Below are 21963 nucleotides of genomic sequence, written 5' to 3' on the forward strand. Positions count from 1 at the left end.
TACAACAAGTACCTATATGATGATAGTTAATCACCAAGTACAGTAAAATCAAAGGTTTAAAATGAATTTATCCATTCAAAAATCCAATTTAACAACCAGTCAAACCATACTTTCAAAAACCTTGATTGCTATATTTGGTGTATCATTGGGACAAGTCAGCTATGCCCAGACACCTGAACAAATTGCCAATCAACAAGTCCAGTACCAACAACAAAAACAGGCTGAACAACAACAAAAGCTAATCCCTAACACCAATGTTCAGATTGAGCTACCAAATGCTAAAGTTGAACCACCAACACCAAAAATGGATGTACATAATCCTTGTTTTGTCATTTCCAAAATCGCCTATACCACATTGGATAAAACCCATTTATCCATTTTGGGGAACTTTGATTTTGCTTTAACACCATTAACACATGGCAAACAGCGTATTACTGGACAATGTTTAAACATCCATGATATCAATCGTATTGTCAGCGATGTACAAAATCGTATCATTCAACGTGGCTATAGTACCACACGTGTATTGATTGGCAATCAAAATTTAAAAAATGGTACATTACAATTAACCATTATTCCTGGCTTTGTGGATAAAATCAAGGCAGATACAGCAGATAGTCCTTTAGCAATCTATACCAATCCCACAGGGCTACCTGCTAATTTTGCGACTGCATTGCCTATTAAATCTGGTGATTTATTAAATATTCGTGATTTAGAGACAGGGCTAGAAAATCTAAAACGTGTTCCTACTGCCAATGCTGATTTTACGATTAAGCCAAGTAGTTTACAATTTGCAGGCTATAGCGATATTGAGATTAAGTATCATCAGACCAAAAAAGTGCGTTATGGTGTTACCATTGATGATTCTGGTTCAAAATCTACAGGTAAATATCAGGGTGGCTTAACAATTAGTATTGATAATCCAACATGGCATAATGATTTATTTTATTTAAGTTATAGCCGTGATTTGGGCAACAAAGTTAATGATAATCAATATGGTGATAAAGGTAGTGAAAATTATTCGTTAGGCTATGTTGTGCCTATCAAAAATGTATTATTTTCTGCCAATGCAAGTCATTACACTTATAAGCAAACAGTCGCAGGAGCAAACCAAGATTATCAATATAGTGGTGAATCAAATAATGCTAATCTTACCGCAAGTTGGTTAGCTTCTCGTGATAACAAAAGCAAAACTTTATTGAATTTTGGTGGGTTTGTTAAGTCGCAAAAGAATTTTATTGATGATACAGAGGTTGATGTTCAACGTAGAAAAGTCGTAGGGTTTAATGCAGGTGTACGACATGAGACACGCTTTGGACAAAAGCAGTTAATCTCTGATTTTAGTATACAACGTGGTACAGGTGCTTTTGGGGCTTTAACACCACCTGAAAGTTTGTTTAATGAAGGAACGGTTCGGACACCAATTTATAAGTTAAATGTAAACTTTATTACACCGATTGCGTTGGGGGATTATCAGTTGGGCTATCAGGCAAGTTTAAAGGGACAATATGCGAATACAGCTCTTGTTCCAAGTGAGAGGTTGGCGATTGGTGGACGTTATACGGTGCGTGGTTTTGATGGTGAGCGGACATTATCAGGGGATATGGGGGCGATTTTTCGTCAAGATTTTAGTTTTCCTATCAAGCAGTCTAATCATAATCTATATTTTGGGTTAGATGCTGGTACAGTGGCGATGCAGAACAAGGAACAGGATAATTTGTTACTGGGTCATACGTTGGTTGGTGGTGCGGTTGGGTTTAAAGGTGAGTTTAAGCCGTTACGGTTAAGTTATGATGTTTTTGCAGGTTATCCGATTAGACAACCTGAGTACTTTGGTAAAAAGGAATGGACTGGTGGGGTAAGTTTGGGGTTAGAGTTTTGAGCGTTTTTTGTTGAGTTTTTAAGTTCATTGAAAATCAAATAAGTAAAGGCAATGGGGTTAACTATTTAAGTTTGTTATAGATTAAAATCTATAAATAGAAATATTTTTTTAAAGACTACTACAGATTTACCACTCCCTCCCACGTGCTGATGATTTACATAATTATGCGATTAAGTTGCATTAAAATATGGGATAAAGCCTTAATAAATAACAGATTTAAAAATAGTTTACCTATACAACATGATGCAAATTTATGCAAATATCAGGAGTATAATTTTATCTAAATTCATCTATCATAGAAAATATTATAAAAATTTTTTTCTTTTATTATTTTAATAATTTTAAATATTTTAGACCAAATTCCATTGGTATAAGTATTTGATTTTATTATTTATTTTCTAGGTTTTTTAATGAATATAACACCGTTTAAGGGACGATATAACACCGTTTAAGGGAAATTTGACAACAAAAAAAATAAGGTATAATAACAACATATTTATTTTTGGTTATAAAAATGTCAAAGAACCTGATTGTTAAAGATAATGCTTTAATTAACGCCAGTTATAATCTTGAACTTATAGAGCAACGGTTGATATTACTTGCCATAGGTCAATCAAGGAAGATTGGTCAAGACTTTAATGCCCATAGTAGATTAAAAATTAGTGTATCTGATTATATTAATATTTATAGTACTCACGGTAAAAGTGTATATGAAAATATAAAAAAAGCATGTAAAGTGCTTTTTGAAAGGCAATTCACTTACATGGAAAACACAGCAAAAGGAAAGAGAATAGCTACAACTCGTTGGGTATCTGAAATAGCCTATATTGATGAAGCAGGTATGATTGATTTAACTTTTGCTCCTGCAGTCATACCGTTGATTAATTTGTTAGAAAAGCATTTTACCAGTTATGAATTAGAACAAGTAGCAGGATTAAATAGTAAATACGCAGTTAGACTGTATGAATTGGTTATTGCTTGGCGTACAACTAGTAAAACTCCCATGCTTTCTGTTGATGAATTAAGGCAAAAGTTAGGCGTAGTTAATGGTGAATACCAAAAAATGGAAGTGTTGAAACGCAGGGTTTTAGATTTCTCCGTGCAACAAATCAATGAAAAAACAGATATTGACGTAAAATACGAACAACAAAAACAAGGGCGGAAAATTATTGGCTTTACCTTTAGTTTTAAACAGAAAAAGAATAGACAAAAATCTACTAATGATAATAGTAAACAAAATTCTATGATTAAAATGACTGAAAAACAGCGTCTAATGTTTGCTAAAAAACTGGCGAATTTGCCAGAGTTAGGCAGTTATGCCCCTATTGGAGCAAGTATTGATGATTTTGTGAACAAAATCGCTGATGAACTGCTAGACCCCACCAAATCCGAGTTTTATAAGCCTTTTTTGGGTAGTATGGGGTTTAATTTGGGGGCGATTTATTAATGCCAAAATATTAAAAACCCCACAACAATCCGCATTATGCACCCACACACCCAATCTACCCACAGGGTTATTTATCTGCTTGAAAATTAAATATTTTCTAATTATTAATATTATTGCTAAGTAATTTTACATACTTAAAATTTTGAAAATTATCTTTTATAGATATTAAATCTTTGATAAATTTTTCTGTCTTTTCTGACGTTTCTACTAACCAATCATTTATATCAATTTCTGAACTTGATATTATTTCACATAAAGGATGTGAAATAATATCAATCGGATTAGATGTATTAAAATTTTTTTCATACTTTATATCATATATTTTTAATTTATTACCAATTCTATTAAATAAAATAGAATTTACATACTGGTCATTATCCAAATCATAATCAAGCATGTTACAATTATTATTGCTTAATAATTTAATATTAATTAATTGAATACTAAAAAACCAATTGAACAAATCATCATTAAATTTAAGTAAATCAAATAATTCATCGTCAAGCATACATCTATCTCTTAAGGATAGACCAGAATCACTTTCAATCACAAAAACGCCATATATGATTGGTTTTTCATAAATATTACTACTGCAGTCATATATAGATTCTTCGTTTATCCTATATTCAATATTTATCATATTATACTCTCCATTAATTAAAAATCTTTTAAATCATATTTATGATTTCCGTATGCTGTAGAAACTTTACCTTCATTGGATATATTTATGGTAATCTTTTCTCCACGATATAATACACTATGATTTCCACTTAATACATTGTTCTTTATAGCATCTTGTCTTGCGTATTCAGTTGCTTTTATAATAGTTTCATTACTCCAATTCTTATTAAAAAAAGTTCTATCACCAATATTTAACATCTTAATAGCTTCTTCTTTTGTTTTACCTGTTTTATTAACAATCGCTTCTATTTGCTTTTTAACTAAATTATAATCGTGTCTATTGCTGATATGGTCTGTTGTCGATTTACTTAATGGTTTTGAAAGGTTATCTATCAGCTTTTGCTGAACCCCACAACACTCATCATTATGCACCCACACACCCAATCTACCCACATGATAGGTGTGAAAGTCATCTACTTCAATATTATAGACGGTATCGGTGTGGTTTGGAATCAGAAATTGGCTTAATACCTCTATTCTTGATTGTTTCTATCAAGCAGTATCATGCCTTGTTCTAGCAAAGAGGCTTTTAGCCAACCACTGTCTTTAATCTAAAAGGGGTGTTCTGCTAAAAGCTCACTTTGCTTCAGTCTATTTTATCATCAGTTACCCATCTAATTCTTGATGATGGCATGTATGGATTATCCAAAAAATCTTCTGTAGCCAACCAAGCATCCTTAACAGAAATGTAAATTCCTTGTGGCATTATCATTTCATGTGAATTTTCTACAAATACATCCAATAAACTTTCATTTCCAAGAGAATAACAATTGATGTTTTTTGAACTATAAATTAAATTAAATTCATATTTTTCATCCTCTGATATAACCAAACTGTATTCTATAGATAAATCATCCACAAAAACAAATGATGCTCCATTTTCCCATTCATCATGCTTGTAATTAATAAAATATTTTTCAAACTTGGCTTTATCTGGGTCGTGTATATTATATGGAATATCCAAAAATACAATATTAAACTCTAACATATTTCTCTCCAATTTATGGCTTAAGTGTATATTTACCATTCTCAATAATGGCTTCTGAGCCATCCTTGAAAAATAAGTTGAATTTTTTAACACCCATAGCCTCTGCTAATTTTGGTAATTGAACTCGACAGTTTGGACAAGTCTTTCTATCAATAAACATATTGATTTTAGATGCTAATTTCCCACCCACAACATTTATAAGATAGATTGTTTTATAATATCAATATCATCAAATGGTATGTTGTTTATAACAATAGAATTTAAATTTCCAAAAACATTAAATCCAAAAAAAACATTATTATTTTGAACATATCTTTCTGTCAAACTTTCATCCATACTTACACATAAATGTTGGGTTCCTATAAATAGTTTTATATCACTATAAAAACAATCAAAATATGATATATCACCAATTATTAATGAATTATCATATGTTATAATCGGAAAACCAATATCAAAAATTTTATTATTTTCTATTTTTTCTTTATTGCACAAAACTATATTCATGGTATTGATGCTAACAAGAGTAATATTGTATATTTCAAATGTGTTTTTGTTCACATATATTTCCAGCAATGAAGTATCTCCATTCCCAAATCTAAAACAAATAAACTCGGAATAACTTTTTGAAAATTCAATAGAAAAAGGAATATATTCATCAATATTCAAAATATATTCTTTTACTTCATTTATGCGATTTAGCTTTAACATGTTTATTCCCCCAAAAATCACTTATAAAGAGCATGTTTAATTACTGGAAGCCTATCTCCACTTCTACCTTTAGTGAAAATAAATTCCCATCCATCAATATAAATCATTTTATCATACTCTATACCTTTTGTAAGAGCCTTATTAACAGCAGAATGAAAACTTGTCAAAATTGCTTGACTTCGTATATTTTGAGTTTCTGGATCCATACCTTTTCTTGTCACATTTTCTACCATATGCTTTGTAGCATTGGGGTGAACCCAAAACCTGCCTGATGATGTGGCTAATTCAAAGGATTTTGGTATACTTGTGCCTGTTACAAATTCTTGTGTTGGCGTAATATTATTGTATACCGTACCCATTCCGCAACAATCCGCATTATGCACCCACACACCCAATCTACCTACATGATAGGTGTGAAAGTCATCTACTTTTGTGTTAGTTATTTCTCAGAAGCATCATAGAATTCTCAACAATATTCAATCCAAGAAATTCCTTATTATCATCATACATTTCAATAATATCAACATTAAATATGCTACCATTATCATCAATGACGATGTATTCTGCATTTGAATTTATAAGAGAGTAGGATTCGGTGAGAATCAAACAGGAGAATTTTTTAGCAAAATCCTTAAACAGCTGTAATATATAATTACAATCTATAGTTTTTGATATAAGCATGATTTCTGTTGAAAATGAGCATTTGTAATTGTTATACATAACAAAAAAATCAGCACCATTGTTTGGGAAATCCATAGACTCAAATGTGTAATAACTATGATTATTTAAATAATGCATAACTTCACACTCTGTTATATACTTATTTGTAAAAAATAAAAAACTATCACTCATTTTTTATCCCTAATCATGTCTATCAACATCTTTGTTCTATCATATTGTTCTTTATTGATTATTCCTTTTGAATATTGAATATCCAAGGATCTATAAGCATTAGGTAAACCACCCTCTTTTTTTGTCAATGCTAAAATTTTATACTCAATAGATGTTATATTAATGGTTTTAGGACCACTAACTGGATGAACTGAATTACCATGTATTTCATACACTCGACCGCTAGATACCTTGAATGTATTACCAGATCTAATAGATTCACCTTTTTCTCTAATTTCCTGAATATCAGCATTAATGTCTTTTTTATCGGCATATACTATAGTATTACCAGTTTTCTTGGGGATGCTTAAGCTATCCAAAGAATGTCTAGAGCTAAATTCTATATTGCTCCATTTGGAAGCTAACGATGTATTATTCCCACAACAATCCGCATTATGCACCCACACACCCAATCTACCCACATGGTAGGTGTGGAAGTCATCTACTTCGATGTTATAGACAGTATCGGTGTGGTTGGGTAGTAGGTATTGGTTATTTTAAACAATTAAATATTTCTTTGCCCCATCTGTCAATTCTATAACATACCAATTAACAACTATAAGATAATTAAAATACTCATCAAAGAGAAAATATTCCATACCGAAACTTTCAGACATAACATCACATATATCTTGTACATTATTAAAAATAAAAATATTATTTCTATCTTTAGATTCTAAGTCAAAAAAAATATAACCCTTGCATTTGGGTAATTTTTTTGAATATGTAAACTCATTGCCCTCCAAAGGAATTTTTAAAGCCTTATTGCTGTCGTTAGAAATTGATAAATGACCTGTTGTTTGTTCTGGATTAAAAAATTTTATTACTTGTGATATTATTTGATTGGCTTCATCTCCATTTATCATATTAAATGAAATGTCTAAATCATTACAAACCCGTATAAGTTCAGAAATATTACCCATATTTTATCTCCTAGTAGCAGGTATTTCATCAACAAAGATATGTCCTCTGATACGATTAGAACCTTTTCCAGTATTTTGATAACCAATGTGTGGTTGGTGTGGGCTATTCCCCAAAACACCATTAGTCACATTATTAAATTTTGGAATATCTATATTTACATTAGCACCATTTGGTGCTGAATATTCAACAGGAATTGATTTACCATATTTATCTTTTACCCATTTTGTGATAACAAACTGTTCTTTTGGCACACCAGTTCTTTTAAATGCTTCATCCAATGCATCTCTGTAGCTTTTACCAGTTCCCCTTAAATCCACATCTTTATTAGGATTAAATGTCCAGTTATTGCCAGTTAGCCCCCTTCCACAACAATCCGCATTATGCACCCACACACCCAATCTACCAACATGATAGGTGTGGAAGTCATCCATTTCTATATTATAGACGGTGTCGGTGTGGTTGGGTAGTATGTCAATTTATGGTAAAAAATAAATAAAATCAAATATATATTGATTTTTTTCACCAAACAAATTATAGGTATCTCTTTTGCTATTATATTTTTTATAGTAAGACATAGCTACAATCTTTTTTTGAGTTATTGAAACGCCAGACTTATCATTAATTGATAAGTAACTTTTAAAATCGTCAAAACCTTCTAGCATATAAGAAAAATTTAAATTTTGTGATAACTTTTCAAATATAATTAAGTCCTTTAATTCCAGTCTAAAAAGGTGAGTTAAAGCAATATCTTGTACAGGAATACTATCTGATTCTATCAATAAATCTATGTACGATATATAATCAATGTCCCTATCCATTACATATAATAAGCTTTCAGAAAAGTAAAAATTAGCTCTATCATAGCCTTTTTTTATTGCCTTAATGATAATATCAGCGATTTTATTTTGATTCTCTTTCATAAAATCTCTTGAGGTGTGTTCAAGGATATATGATAGTGCAAAAATTACCGAATAATCATCAGATTTTGACATAAATTCTAAACATTCTATTGGATTATTTATACAATCAATAAATATCAATGTTTCCAATAATTCAGAGTATTTGTCACTATTAAATTCATATTGATTTGAGATAATTTTTTCAAAACTATCTTTGATTAAAAAAATATCTTTCATCACTCTAGCTCCTTTAACATGTTATCAATTTTGCTTAAGATGCCTTCTTCCATTTTTATCCTATCATTGTGCGGCTTATCCAGTCTGCCACCAAATTTTTGTTTTTCAGTTTTCCGCACTTTAATACTATGCTCCAAAATTGCCTTTGCTTTTAACAATTCATCTTTATTATAACCAATATCTAATATTAATTGCTTTAGCTCAGGTTCTGTAATATGATGAAGTTTTCCTGTGCCTCTCGCTGATTTTTCAACATGAGATTCAAGTGTAGAAAGAGCAACCCCACAACAATCCGCATTATGCACCCACACACCCAATCTACCCACATGATAGGTGTGAAAGTCATCTACTTCAATATTATAGACGGTATCGGTGTGGTTTGGAATCAGAAATTGGCTTAATACCTCTACTTCTTGATTGTTTCTATCAAGCAGTATCATGCCTTGTTCTAGTAAGGAGGCTTTTAGCCAGCCTGTATCTTTAATCCAAAATGGGTGTTCGGCTGTGGTTTCTAGGGTTTCTATCTGACCTTGCTGATTTTTGACCGTGACTTGGAAAATTGGTTGGTCAAGTGTTGCCTTGGTGGCAATGACAGGACGATAGCCATATTCTAGGGTAATGTCATTTCGTGTCCAAATTAACTCACCACCTGTAAAGGTTTCAACGGCTTTTAAGCCATCTTTGGTTTCAATGAGTGTACCTGCGGTAAAACAAGAGATGCCAGTGGTGCAGGTTGCTTTGGCTTGGGTGGTTGTCGGCTTGTCGGCTTTTTTGGTATCAGTTCTAGCAACCCTATTAGTCCCCCCACTCCCATTGGTTACTGCACCACCTCCCCTAATACCTATCGCTGCATAAGCACCCTCCTGCATAACTTTTATGCCGTCAGCAGTAATAATGCAATTTGCAAAATTGGTGTTAGCACATGAAAGAAGTGAGTTGTTACGAGATTCATAACCACTTAAAATGGTATAGGTACCTTGATATTCACGATAAGCATCTTGTAAACCAGCAAAATTTACATCTTTGTATTCTGTTTTTATTTTACTTATACACTCGGGTGTGGGGTGGTTCTGACAGGCTTCAATTTGTTTAAAGTTATCGTGAGCTAGCTTTGCAGCAAGACTTCTGATTCTAATCATCTCCTCATTAAGTTTGACACTATCATAATGGCTTTTAGCGTAGGCTATCTGTCTTAATAAATCATCAACATCGCTTTTCTTTAATGTATTATTCTCAACCGCCACTTTTGCCACTTCACCAGCACTCACCAGCACTCACCACACTAGCCACATCGCCAGTTGTAGCCCCTACCCCAATCCCTGCAAGGCTTACAATACTAGTCACCGTCTGCTTCTGCTCAGCCGTCAGCTCGCTTGGCTTATCCACCCCAAACAGATACTTTGACACTGCCTTAGCACTCGCCTCAGCCCCCATTGCCGACAATGCCCCTGTGGTAACATCATTCCCCGACGCTGCACTCACTGCTGCCGCTAAAACACCATGAGCGAGAATATGAGGAGCTGACCCCTCGCCATTTCTATCACCGCCATCAAGACCATTTAGGGCATCATTACCTTTAAAATACTGTCCAATCTTATAAGCGACTTGTGGGCTAACTGCTCTTGCTGTGTCGCCTAGTATACCATTTGAGTTGGGAGCGTACAAGGCAGAAGTGATACCATCAAACAATCTTAGATTGCTGTCTATTTGTTGGGCTTTGGTTTCAACCGCCACCTAAACAACCTTCAAAATTTAATCCAACTCTCAAAATCATCAAAATCCATTAAAAAAAGATTGTCATTATTAATGATTTCTCCATTATCATTGTCAATGAAAAAAATTATATCTAAGTTCATTCTTTTTAATACATCATATAGTGAATATAGATTTTTCCAAATAATTGAATAGGCAACAAAATCGCTAATGTAATTTTCAATATAAATGATTTCATCATAATCCAGTTCAACCAAGATAAACTCATTGATATCGATATAAAAATCATTGTGATAAAAAATATTATTTATTCTTTCACAAAAAATCATTAAACATTTCTCAAAATAATCTTGGTCACCTTTTGAAACATACAATGTTAGTATATTCATTGATTACCCACCATTTTTATCAATTCTTCTAACGACTTTGTCGCTTTTCCGTTTGAGTTCTGTATGATTGATGGTTTTAAGTCAGGACCATAGCCAATAGTTTTTAACCCTGTTCCAGTCTCCGTTCTTGATACTTGGGAAGTAAGACCCTTTCCACCACCAGATTTAACTTGAATAATAATACCGTTATTGAGCAAGATATCAGCATCCGTAATTAATGAGTTGTCAGCTCTACGCATCGGAACATTAACATCTTTAACCAATCCTGGATAAGCTCTTTCAATAGCATTGGCAACGTCTGCCACATGAGGATCTGATGATTGAAAAGTTCGCTGAAAATATGATTTGGAACTTGGTTTTGAACCAAACTTAGCTCCACCCACCAACACCGTACCAGTCCCAACCGCATTCTGTGCTAATCTGCCAACATTAGCTTCTTCTTCATTACTGTAAGGAAAGGTAGGCTTGACTTCTCTATGGAATATATTAGCAACACCATTAGCGGCATCAGATGGTATATTGCCAACACCTTTTGCAGCACCCACAGCACTTGTTTTTGCTATTTGTGTTAGCACCGCCTGACTAACTTGCTGTTGTGTTTGTTTTGGCGTGTTTGATAACACAGAATTTAATAATGACTTATATCTTTCATTGCTGATATTTTGATCGCTGTCAGCTCTCTCCTGTGCTGTCGTTTTAATATATAAATCATTTTTTCTCAAAAAATCCTCTGCTGCTTTTGATAACTTAGATTCTGCACTACTTTGGTGAGTTTTTCTAAAATTATCATCAGCATTTCTATAAGCCTGAGCTAACACAGCTCGCCAAGCTTCTTCATAGGTAACTCCCTGCTCTTTGGCAAATTGCTCTAATTGTGTTTTTTTACCAAATATTTTGATAATTTCGCTATCATGTAGCCAGCGATTATTCACATCCGTATTTACCGCATAGGCTGTGCTACTGGTGTCAAGTCCTGTGCTTGCACCTGCTCCCATAATTGCAAGAGTTAGGGTGAATTTACCGACACTTTCGGCGGTATCTTTTTCAAAGCCTTTTTCTATGAGTTTGGTGGTAAGTGTGTCTTGCCACTCATTCAGTTTTGAAGCAATGGTAGCAACACCACCTGTGGTTAATGCACCCTCCATACCCCCAGTCGCCAACAATCCAGTTGCTGTATGCAAAGCCACACGGTAAACACCGCCTTCATCCCATTTTTTGATTTCAGCCAATTTTTGTTCAACGGTCAGATTCGCGTCATTTTTAATCGCATTGATACGGCTTTGTGAGAATTCAGCCACAGCCTTCGGAGCTTCCTGCCCAAACGCTTGCGTAATCTGAGTTTGATTGTTAAGTTCAGCATTTAACTGTTCTGCATTAAACGTATTTCTTAACGGCTCATTGAGTATGTCTACAGTCTTATTCGTCACCTGCGACTGCCCTGCCATCCCTGTCACCGCCCCATACGTGGTACTGGTATCACTATCCCCCACCTTACCATAACCAATACCGCTGATAGACGGCGAAGCTAACCCTGTTTTGTTGGCATTTAACCCTGCACTGATACCGCCACTTATCGATTGACCGTGATAATGAATGTGGTTTTGTATATCACCGACTTCTAACCCACCTTTAAACTGAGTCTGATTCGCTTCAGGGGTGGCAGTGGTAAAATATGCCCCATTAAAAGAGCTTTTACCATCAACCACCATATCAGAAGATTGGTACTGTAGCCCTGTCTGCTCAGTCACTTGGGCTAAGTCCATGGAGAGATTGGATTTACCGCCATTGATACTCACATTTTGTGGGATGCCTTGCATAGACACGTCGGCACTAAAGCCTACATTTTTTTGTTTACCGTCATATTTAGCGGTATCTTGACGACTGGTCGCAATAATCCCGCCACCGATGTGACCTGTGGCATAATCACCTTTCACCACCGCACCATCAAGCACCAAGTTACCACCGATGTTTTGATAGGTTGTACCACCGACATTGATATGAGAGTTGGCATTGGTGGTGGTTTCGCCATTGCCATAACCTTTTGCCATATTGGCATTGGCAGTAATACCTGCTCCATTTTGCGTGCTGGCATACACCCCAATGCCAAAGCCATTAGATTTATTACTGGTACGGTCATAGCCTGTACTGGATGCGGCTTGGTAAATCACATCACCTTCAACGTTATTATACAAGTCTCCCACTAAGTTGATGTCACTGCCTGTCACAGTAAAGTCACTGTCTTTACCTTTGCCTGCAATGTTTAACACTAAGTTATTGGCATCAATGCTTGATGCCTCATTTTTACCTGATAGGCTATCTTGCACGCTTTTGTTGGATTGACTGCCAAGTGTGGCTTGAATGCGAGTATTGCCTACCCCAGCTAATCCTTCTTTGCTTAACTCACTTTTTTGTAAGCTATCAACAGCACCTTGTACGCCTTTATCTAAGGTACGCAGCTTACTAAAGCCTGCAATACCCGCCATGACTTTCATTTTCTCACTGTTGGTGGTTTCACCCGCTTTCAGTAGACTATTAATGCTTTGAGCCTGATCGATTAAGCTATTAGACACACTCACGGTTAATCCGCTGGTTTTTTGGCTTTGGATATTGTGTGTTTGCGTTGTGGCAGTAGTATTACTCACGTTTGCCGATTTGGCATTAATCACCACCGTGCCATAATTGAGATCATGCACATTGTTCGTGGTTTGGTTTTTGGCATAGACTTTACTGCCAGTTTGCTGATAATGCTCACCTGCCGTGATAATGGTGTTACCATTTTTAGTTCCGACAATGCTACCAGTATGTGACACACTGTCCGTGCTGTTTTGATTTTGGGTTCTTTGTGTGCCAATGGTGAAGCTGGCACCCCCATTGCCAAATAGCCCAGATTTTTTCTCGCCATGACTGCTACTTTGATGTTCAGTGTTAGTCGCTGCATCAATGGTGACGTTTTTTCCACCCTTGATATAGGTGCCTTGCTGACTGATTGCATCGGTTGCCGTTAAATGCACGTTGTTTTTGGCATCAATGATGACACGGTTACCATTAATACTGCCTTTGATGGCTAAATCATTGTTATAACTGTAGTTGTCTTGGTTGGTTTTCTTACTTAACCAGTTTCTTTGGGTGGAGCGACTAGCAGTTTCTACGTTATTGGTTTCTCGACCTTCTTTAAAGCTGATATCCCCATTGTCCGCTTTAAGATAGGTTGTCCCATCTTCACTGTGAATGGTCGCTGCCGTACCAGTAATGTTGCCGTTTTTTGAGCGGATGATGGTGTCACCTTGGCCTACCACCACACTGCCAACATCTTCAGTATGCCCAGCTTTGATATAGTTGTTGTTATCATGAATGGCGTTGGTTTGATAACCAGTGTTGACGGCATTAAAGGCGATATTGCCACTGCTAATCAGTTGGGTGCTACCACCATGGTTAATCAGCTGACTGGCATTGAAGCTCGTGTTACCTGCCACATCAATGGCTAACGTGGTCAGTGGGTTGCCTTCATTATCCACTTGACCTTTTAAGCCATCTCCCACGTAGATGCTGGCAATTTGGTCAAGCCCAGTACGCCAAGTATTACTTTTGTTTTTTGAGCTTTCTGTGTGATATGTCGTTGAGGTGTTGTTTAAATTACCGCCCACACTCATTGACATAGCACTGTTAGCTTTGATGGTACCACCAATGTTGTTGGTGTCTTTTTTACTATTGATTTGGATAAAGTTACCTTGAATGACACCGCCAGCATTGTTATTGACATTGTTGGCACTCACACGCAAGGCATGATGTCCCACAATGTTACCTGAATTGCTTAAATCCCCTGTGAGTTGTAGGTCAGTGTTGTAACCCGCTACTAAACTGCCATCCCCTTTGATGTCACCAACATTGGAGCGTACATAGACTTTAGGGACGAGGGCTTTTTGGGTTTGTCCATTAGGTAATGTCATGTCTTGTTCAACCAGCCAGACAATATCGGTGGTGAGCTGTGCCACCTGAGAAGCGGTCAGGGCAATACCTGGGCGTAGGTTTAACGCATTGGCACTGGTAATCCCATTGTCCATCAAGGCTTGGTACATGGCATCGTCACTGCGGTAGTCACCTAAGAAGCGTTTACCAGTGAGCACCATGATTTGATCACGAATCATGTGTTGTTCATAGTAGCCATCTCCCAGGCGTTTGTGCATATTGTCCTGATTGAGCCCCAAGCGTTTCATCATGTAGTCGGATGATAACCAGTTTTTATAACCGGCAAACGCAGGGTCAGTGACGATTAGATAGCCGTTGGGGTTGTTGGGGTCGATTTTGTAGAGAGCACTGTTGGGTAAGCTGACAGCGTACCTTGGGTGCGAATTTCTTGAGCTTTTTGGGTATTGATGCTTTGGTTTAGTTGGTTGATAAGGTCACTTAAGGTGGCGATATCAACTTTTTGTCCTCCTTGTTGGGCAACCACTAAGTCAGCTAGCTGTTTTTGTTGCTCAGCGGTTAGGTTGACTGGGTTGGTTTTAGTGAAGTCCTGTAAGGCTTTGATGGCGTCTTGGACCCTAGCAAGGCTTGCACGGTCAACTTGTGTGCCGTTATTGGCTGTTTTGACGACTGTTAGGAGCGTTTGTAAATTGCCAATCGCTTGGTTGACAGCTGCCACTTGTTTGGTATCAATTTGAGCTTGATTGGCTTGATTTTGATTGGCAACTGTGACCGCGGTGACATACACGCCACTAACTGGATTATTAATGTTGAGAATTTTTAAATCATAAGGAGTACCTGTTGTTTTAGGATTCAGCGGTTGAGCCATATCTAATGGGGTTGAATTAGTATTTGTACCCCATTTTCCTTTGTAACACCAATTCCCTATACTCCTCCGACAGGTTTCATAAGGGCTATAATGGGTACCATTAAAATTCTCGTAACTGTATTTGGGAGTGATAGTTGTGGCTTCAGCATCCACATTGCCTGCTTGACCATTTACTTTAATGGTACCGCCAGCAATAATTTGGCTTTTATTGGTGTTAAATTTACCCAAGTCAAATACCATGTTACTACCCGAAACAATTCGACTCGGGTCACTAGTCACGGTGTCTTGCCCACTTAATAGCTCTGTATATTTGTAGCCATAATAATTATCATATAGCTCACCCGTTTTTAGAATTTTTAATCTATGGCGTCCGTCATTGTTATCTTCAGACGTAATTTCAACTACTTTTTCATTATAAATTGGATTACTACCATCACCTGAAATGCTATACTCAACTATCGGATTATTTTCAAGGACCTTTAACGCTGTTTTAAAATCCGCATTGATATTATTGAGTGTTTCAGTGGCAATCTGCATCGCACCCAATGACTCAATGGTTGCCCCACGGTTGGTCACGGTGGTGGCTTTGCCAGTGGCATGATTCTCGCTGTCTAAATCACCCCCAATGTGCAACTCACCATTACTTAAAATCTGAGCTTGACCATTAAAATCACTGTTAAATTTACCACGACGTGCCGTATTTGGGTTATTGTTTAAGGTTTTTACCCCAATGTCCAAGCGTTCACGAGCGGCAATTACTGGGGCAGAATTAAGCGTATTGCCTGGGGTGTTATTAAGCGTATCGGCTTTAATCGCTAAATGCGTGCCATAGATACGACCCTCACTTAAATTATTCACCGCATTGCCAGCAGTAATCAAGGTGTCATTACCATTAATTAACCCATGATTGTTGATATCACCAGTGGCGTTTAATAACGTGGAGGCATTACTGACTAATTCACCGGTTTGGGTGTTGTTAATGTCTTTGGCATTGACCGTCAGTTGTTTGTCAGCAGATAACGTACCGTCATTATTTACATTGCCTTGAGTGGTGATGGTTAATTCATTGGCGAGTAATTTATCACCTTTGGCATTGGTATAGTCAACCATTTGGTTAAGTGTCAGGCGATTGCCGCTGATTTCGCCGCCGTTGCTGATAGAACTAGCACTCAAGCTCGTCTCATTAGCTCGAATCACACCGCCAGCATTGGTAATGTTGCCCGTACTGCCTTGAGTGGTAATGGTTTTGGCTTCAATATGTCCGTTAGTGTTAGTTAGGCTTTGTCCCATCGCAACCTGGATGCCTTGATTGGCTAATAGTTGCCCTTGGATGTTATTCAAGGTTTGGGCATGAATCACTAAGTCATTACCTGCCACAATACCTTGATTGAGACTAACTTTGGTTAAATCTTGTTTGGTGTTTTGGTTATCAATACTATTGACGTTTAAAGTCATATTCTTAGTGGCACTGATAAGGCTACCGACTCCCGTGTTGGCTAAACCATTGGCGGTAATCGTGGTACTATCGCCCCACAGTTTACCGCTTTGGTTGTTGAGTGTGGCACTGGTGCCTGTGATGATTAACTGCTGATTACTGCCTATCACTCCTTGTTGATTGTTAATCTCATTGCCTGTGCTGGTGAGCGATAAGGCATCAGTAGCATTGATTAGACCTGATTGGTTGGAGATATCGCTTGCTTGCAATACGGCTTTGCCGTTGGCTAAAATCCCCCGACCTTCGCCTTGGGTGTTTTGGTTATCTAGCAAACCAGTCGTGGTTAAGGTTAGTTGACCATCTTTATCCGCTTGTTGGATACTGCCACCTTGGTTATTTAGGCTTTGAGCAGCTATAGTCACATTATTACCAATGACTTGACCAGCATGGTTGTCCATGACGCCTTGCGTGCTTGAGTTGATATTGGTTTGCGTGCTGATCACACCTTGGTTAGTTAAGGTTTGTTGGGTTAAGTTGATATCTTTGCCCGCTTGAATATTACCGCTCGCTTGGTTAGTCAGTTTTTGGCTGCTTGCGGTAATGGCATCTTGGCTGCTGATGGTAGCATTATTGTTTAAGGTGTCACCGCCGATGTTTAATGCTTGATTGCTATAAATTAAACCAGCATTGGTATTATTGAGGGTGTCTGCGTGGATATCAGCGGTGGTATTGGCTAATAGCTGAGCTTTCGTATCATTATTTAAGGTTCGTGCATTGACGTACAATGCTTGAGCACTTTGGAGTACAGCTTTTTCACCGCTGTTGGCTAGAATGCCAGCGTTTACGGTTAAATCACCTGTGCTGGCAATGACCTGACCTTGGTTATTATTTAAACTGCCTGCGGTGACGGAAAGTTGATCGGCTTGTATACCCCCAATATCATTGTTAAGCGTACCAGACACCGTGGCAGTTAGTTTGCCATTGGATAGCAGTTTGCCCGTTTGGCTATTATCAAGATTTTGGGCAATTAGCGTCGCTGTGCCAGTCCCGGCATGAATGACTTCGCCACCTTGGTTCTGGATATCGCCCGTTGCCATTAAGCTAAGATTGGTGGCATTGCCGCCTAAGTGACCTTGCTGATTGTCAATGGTACCCGTGGTTAATACAAAGTCTTGAGTGCCTGTTTGCTCAAGGGTGCCTCGTTGGTTGGACAGTGATTGCACTTTAAGTTGGTAACTATCGGCTTGCGTTATAGCGGCATTGTGGTTAAGGGCGTTGGCGGTGAAACTGGCTTGTTGGCTAACTTTGTTTTGTGATTGACTTAAATCGATATTACCCAAGGTGTTTAATGACAGATTAACCACTTGATTACGACTGCCGTGGTAGTCGAGTGCTGAACCCGTGACTGTCATACCCCCACTGGCAACATTGTTACCTTGGTTATGCTGTACACCAGTACTGGTGATGGTCAAGTGTTGTGGGGTGGTTGATAAGCTATTATCAGGGCTTAATCCTGCCACCAATCGACTACTTTGGGCTTGATTAAGTTCACCGGTTTGAATTGCTAAACGACCTTGGGCGGCAATCGTTGCTGTGTTGCTCAAATTAGTTTGGTTGTTGATATGCGTATTGGCTAAACTTGAAATGCTGCCACGATTGTTCAAGATTTGACTGTTAAGGTTTAAGTCCCCACGACTGGTTAGCTGAGCTGAGTTGGTGACCGCTTGAGCCGTTAGGACCAAGCTGCCATTATCACTGTAAATAACCCCGTTACCGGTATTGTTTAAATCACCCTTGAGGTTAAGTTGATTGGCTTTTACGGTTCCTGTGGTATTGCTAGCAACCACTTGACCGTCGGTATTGATTAGGGTATGTGCACTAACGGTTAAGCCATCCCCTTGAATTTGTCCTTGGCTATTATCAATATCGCCAGCAATCTGCCAGGTTTGATCGGCTAGGCTTAAGATATTGCCCTTGTCGCTGTTATTTACATTATTTGCGGTTAAACTTAACTGACCATTACCTGCATGTTCAATACGACCCGCTTTATTTTTTAACGTTGGGGTATTGATTATGAAGTTTTGGCTATTGGTGGCAATCTGACCTTGTTGGTTGCTAATACCGCCAGCGAAATTAAAGGTTAAGTCAGCAGTACCACTTTGTCTAATTGAGCCGCGTTGGTTATTTAGCTGGTTGCCTGTTAGTTGCAGGGTTTGACCACTTAGTGTACCGTCTTGGTTATTTAGCGTGCCTTTAGCAACCAGCGTCAACTGATGGATGGCGGTAAGGCTTGCCCCTTTCGTTGATAAATCCCCTTGGCTTGCCATCTCAATATCCGCTGCTTGGGTTTTGCTGCCATTTAAGTCAGTTGGATTGCCTTGTAAGCTAGCTTTGCCGGTCGCAATATGGGTACCACTACTGGTGAGTATACCCACTGCATTCATGGTTAGGTTGGCTGGGGTGGTGCTTAAATTGCCTTGGGTGTCAATGCCTGCGGCTAATATGCCGGTGTTGTTGACGGTTTGGGCGTGAATATTGGTGTTGCCTTGAGCGGCGATTAAACCCGTAGCCGTGTTGGTCAGACTGCCCATGGTAAGCGTATTACCTGTGGTGCCATACAGTTGCCCACTGTTGGTAAGTGTCTGGCTGGTGGTGCTGAGTTTACCACCTGCTACCACACTGCCTTTGTCATTTTTGATATCGGTCGCATGTAAGCTCGCATCACCTTGAGCCATGATATGACCATTTTGGTTGGTCAGGTTGCCTTGGCTATCAAGGTTTAAATTGCCCTCCGCTTGAATCGTGCCTTGGCTGTTGTAAACTTGGGTAGCCGTGATGGTGGCTTGTTTGCCTTGAATACTGCCTTGTTGATTGTTTAATTCACTTGTGCTAAGGCTAATATCGCCTAGGGTGGCTAAGACACCTTGTTGGTTGTTAATTTGCGGGGCGGTGAGGCTAATCCCTTGTTTGGCAACAATTTGCCCTTGTTGGTTGTTAAAACGGGTTAACTGCCAATCGAGTTTGTCAAGTTGGATACGACTGTTGATGTTGTCAATTGCTTGGGTGTTTAATCCATTAACCACAATACTACCTTGGCGTTGATTGGTAACGCTTGGGCTGGTCACTGTCATGGCACCATTGGCAGTGATGACGGCATTATTGCCTTGGTTGACTAAATTGTCCGCTTGGATATTGCCATCGGCGGTTATGGGTGCAAGCACCGGTTGATGGCTGTCCGTTGTCGGTGTGGTAGCGGTTGAGTTTGCCACTTGCTTGGTTGATCCAGTTTGTGCGGTTGATGGGGCAGTGGCTAGGGTTGGGGTAGTCGTCGCTGGGTGCTTGTCGTATAGGCTTTGACCAATGACGGCGTTGTCTTGGTTGGTTAAGTGTTGACTGGTCACATCAAGTTTACCACTGCCGGTTTGTTCAATACCTTGGTTTACCAGGCTTGGGGTTTTTATATTGACTTGTCCGGCACTGATGAGCCCTGTGTTAGTGATTTGGCTTTGAGTAGTGGCATCGGTTTTATGACTGCTAATGACGCCGCTGTTTTTAAGGGTTGGGCTGTCCAGTTTGACACTATCGGTGCCGCTAACGGTGCCTTGGTTGTCAATACTACCGGTGTGTTTTAGATTTACCCCTTGTTTGGCGTTCATGGAGCCGGTGTTAATGAGGTTACCTTGGTTGTCTAGCGTGAGTGTGCTACTACTGCTGATGTCACCAGCATTGGTCACCCCCATACCTTTGTCGGTACCAATCAGACGAATTCTGCCAGCATACATGCCGCCTAGGCTTGAGATGTCTAAAGCCACGCCCGTGCTTTGATTGACACCGTTGTGACTAATTTTAGTGGTGGCTGGATTGGTTTCATAGCTAACCGTGTTGTTACCCGTAATGACATCAAGCTGTTTGCTGTAAACTTTAGCGTTAAGGGCAGTGGCTTGGCTAATCAGCTGGGTATAGTCGCTTTGGCTATCATCTAAGCCTTTGCCTTCAACGGTCATCTTACCGCTACCTATTTGAAATCCGGTTAAAGTGTCGTTGTTAAAGGTGGGTTTACCGGTGGTGAGCGTGGTACGAGCAGCGTTGATAAAACCACAGCCTGAGCAGGTGATACCCGCGGGATTGGCAATCACCAGTTCGGCTTTACTACCCGTAATTTCGGTGTAGCCAGCTAACTGGCTTGGATTACTAGAATTGACTTGGTTTAAGATGAGTTTGGCTTCACCTTTGGCAAGCCATGGGTTACCCTCTACCCAACCCGCAGTTTGGGTTTGTACATTGGTACGGCTGTTGTTAATAATAGCCCCATGCCCACCGATATCAAATTGACTAAAGGTGTTTTTAGAAACCCCTTGGCTATTTGGGCTTTGAATGTTAATTTGGGCTAAGCCATTGGCAGTGTTTAACACCGTGGCTTGCTCATTTTTAGGAGCACCCTTATCTGCAATGATTTGGGTCTGTATCTCAGCATAGGCAACGTTTGCTACTCCTATGCTGACAAGGACAGCAGCAGTGAGACTAACCCATTTGCTATAGCAGTAGTACACGACCTCATTGCTTCCATCTAGTTGGCTGTCAGCTAAAACTACCTTGTTACTATTCGCACCTTGACTACCGGCTTTGCCTTGTGCCACAGTTTTTTCTGAGACAACAACTAATCGACCTAGGTGTTTGTTAAAGATAACACGATACAGACGGCTGTTCATATGGGGTTTCCTAATTTTTATCGGTATTTTAACCCCTATCCGTGTTTTTGTATAGTTTTTTTAATAAATTAATAGGGTCTGCTATCGTTAAATTTAAGTTTAGTCTTTGATAAACAGTTGATGGCTTTTTCAATTTATAGTTATTTAAAATAGTAACTGGACAAAAAATAATGATAGAACAATTGGTATGGGTGGAAATAAGTCAAAACAAAAATCAGGTAAACCTAGAAAATCAATGACAAACTCATAGGTTGTGTTGATATAT

17 protein-coding genes are annotated in these 21963 nt (G+C 38.3%); 2 read left to right on the top strand and 15 right to left on the bottom strand.

All coding sequences use genetic code 11. The features are described from left to right. Window positions 1–61: 61 nt before the first annotated feature. Both ACGTJS_RS12655 and repM read left to right on the top strand, forming a co-directional pair. Window positions 62–1882 carry a ShlB/FhaC/HecB family hemolysin secretion/activation protein gene (locus ACGTJS_RS12655; RefSeq protein WP_410472330.1) on the top strand — a complete coding sequence of 607 codons (1821 nt, stop codon included), beginning with the start codon at window positions 62–64 and terminating at the stop codon, window positions 1880–1882. A gap of 514 nt (window positions 1883–2396) precedes the next feature. Further along, window positions 2397–3329 carry a replication initiation protein RepM gene (repM, locus tag ACGTJS_RS12660; protein ID WP_410472331.1) on the top strand — a complete coding sequence of 311 codons (933 nt, stop codon included), beginning with the start codon at window positions 2397–2399 and terminating at the stop codon, window positions 3327–3329. A 97-nt stretch (window positions 3330–3426) separates the two neighbouring features. On the opposite strand, the gene ACGTJS_RS12665 is transcribed toward repM, so the two are convergent. The 15 genes from ACGTJS_RS12665 to ACGTJS_RS12735 all read right to left on the bottom strand — a co-directional run bounded on the left by ACGTJS_RS12665 (window position 3427) and on the right by ACGTJS_RS12735 (window position 21698). Then, complete coding sequence (locus tag ACGTJS_RS12665; protein WP_410472332.1) at window positions 3427–3969, bottom strand: hypothetical protein; 543 nt, start codon at window positions 3967–3969, stop codon at window positions 3427–3429. A 17-nt stretch (window positions 3970–3986) separates the two neighbouring features. Further along, window positions 3987–4382 carry a hypothetical protein gene (locus tag ACGTJS_RS12670; protein WP_410472333.1) on the bottom strand — a complete coding sequence of 132 codons (396 nt, stop codon included), beginning with the start codon at window positions 4380–4382 and terminating at the stop codon, window positions 3987–3989. A gap of 214 nt (window positions 4383–4596) precedes the next feature. Then, window positions 4597–5091 (bottom strand): hypothetical protein, encoded by a 495-nt coding sequence (locus ACGTJS_RS12675; RefSeq protein WP_410472334.1) that lies wholly within the window; start codon window positions 5089–5091, stop codon window positions 4597–4599. A 102-nt stretch (window positions 5092–5193) separates the two neighbouring features. After that, complete coding sequence (locus tag ACGTJS_RS12680; protein ID WP_410472335.1) at window positions 5194–5709, bottom strand: hypothetical protein; 516 nt, start codon at window positions 5707–5709, stop codon at window positions 5194–5196. A gap of 17 nt (window positions 5710–5726) precedes the next feature. Beyond that, the gene (locus ACGTJS_RS12685; RefSeq protein WP_410472336.1) at window positions 5727–6068 is read right to left on the bottom strand and encodes a hypothetical protein; all 342 of its coding nucleotides are present in this window, start codon (window positions 6066–6068) and stop codon (window positions 5727–5729) included. A 76-nt stretch (window positions 6069–6144) separates the two neighbouring features. After that, window positions 6145–6561: a hypothetical protein gene (locus ACGTJS_RS12690; protein WP_410472337.1), complete on the bottom strand. Its 417-nt coding sequence runs from the start codon at window positions 6559–6561 to the stop codon at window positions 6145–6147. After that, window positions 6558–6920, bottom strand: a complete 363-nt coding sequence (locus tag ACGTJS_RS12695) for a hypothetical protein (protein ID WP_410472338.1) — start codon at window positions 6918–6920, stop codon at window positions 6558–6560. Before ACGTJS_RS12695 ends, ACGTJS_RS12690 begins: the two co-directional genes overlap by 4 nt. 177 nt (window positions 6921–7097) lie before the next feature. Then, window positions 7098–7523, bottom strand: coding sequence for a hypothetical protein (locus ACGTJS_RS12700; protein WP_003668954.1), 426 nt, complete (start codon window positions 7521–7523; stop codon window positions 7098–7100). Between the two features lie 3 nt (window positions 7524–7526). Continuing rightward, on the bottom strand, window positions 7527–7955 hold the full coding sequence (locus ACGTJS_RS12705; RefSeq protein WP_410472339.1) for a polymorphic toxin type 47 domain-containing protein: 429 nt from the start codon (window positions 7953–7955) through the stop codon (window positions 7527–7529). 45 nt (window positions 7956–8000) lie between these two features. After that, window positions 8001–8663: a hypothetical protein gene (locus ACGTJS_RS12710; RefSeq protein ID WP_410472340.1), complete on the bottom strand. Its 663-nt coding sequence runs from the start codon at window positions 8661–8663 to the stop codon at window positions 8001–8003. Continuing rightward, entirely contained in the window at window positions 8660–9928 is a 1269-nt protein-coding gene (locus ACGTJS_RS12715) for a polymorphic toxin-type HINT domain-containing protein (RefSeq protein ID WP_410472341.1), read from the bottom strand. The genes ACGTJS_RS12710 and ACGTJS_RS12715 overlap by 4 nt, the downstream gene beginning before the upstream one ends. Beyond that, complete coding sequence (locus ACGTJS_RS12720) at window positions 9915–10394, bottom strand: VENN motif pre-toxin domain-containing protein (protein ID WP_410472342.1); 480 nt, start codon at window positions 10392–10394, stop codon at window positions 9915–9917. The genes ACGTJS_RS12715 and ACGTJS_RS12720 overlap by 14 nt, the downstream gene beginning before the upstream one ends. Before the next feature lie 11 nt (window positions 10395–10405). After that, the gene (locus tag ACGTJS_RS12725; RefSeq protein ID WP_410472343.1) at window positions 10406–10762 is read right to left on the bottom strand and encodes a hypothetical protein; all 357 of its coding nucleotides are present in this window, start codon (window positions 10760–10762) and stop codon (window positions 10406–10408) included. After that, window positions 10759–14979, bottom strand: coding sequence for a hemagglutinin repeat-containing protein (locus ACGTJS_RS12730; protein ID WP_410472344.1), 4221 nt, complete (start codon window positions 14977–14979; stop codon window positions 10759–10761). Before ACGTJS_RS12730 ends, ACGTJS_RS12725 begins: the two co-directional genes overlap by 4 nt. A gap of 53 nt (window positions 14980–15032) precedes the next feature. Next, window positions 15033–21698 (bottom strand): filamentous hemagglutinin N-terminal domain-containing protein, encoded by a 6666-nt coding sequence (locus ACGTJS_RS12735; RefSeq protein WP_410472345.1) that lies wholly within the window; start codon window positions 21696–21698, stop codon window positions 15033–15035. Window positions 21699–21963 lie beyond the last annotated feature (265 nt).

The sequence above is a fragment of the Faucicola mancuniensis genome (assembly GCF_046523945.1).
Classification (GTDB): Bacteria; Pseudomonadota; Gammaproteobacteria; order Pseudomonadales; family Moraxellaceae; genus Faucicola; species Faucicola mancuniensis.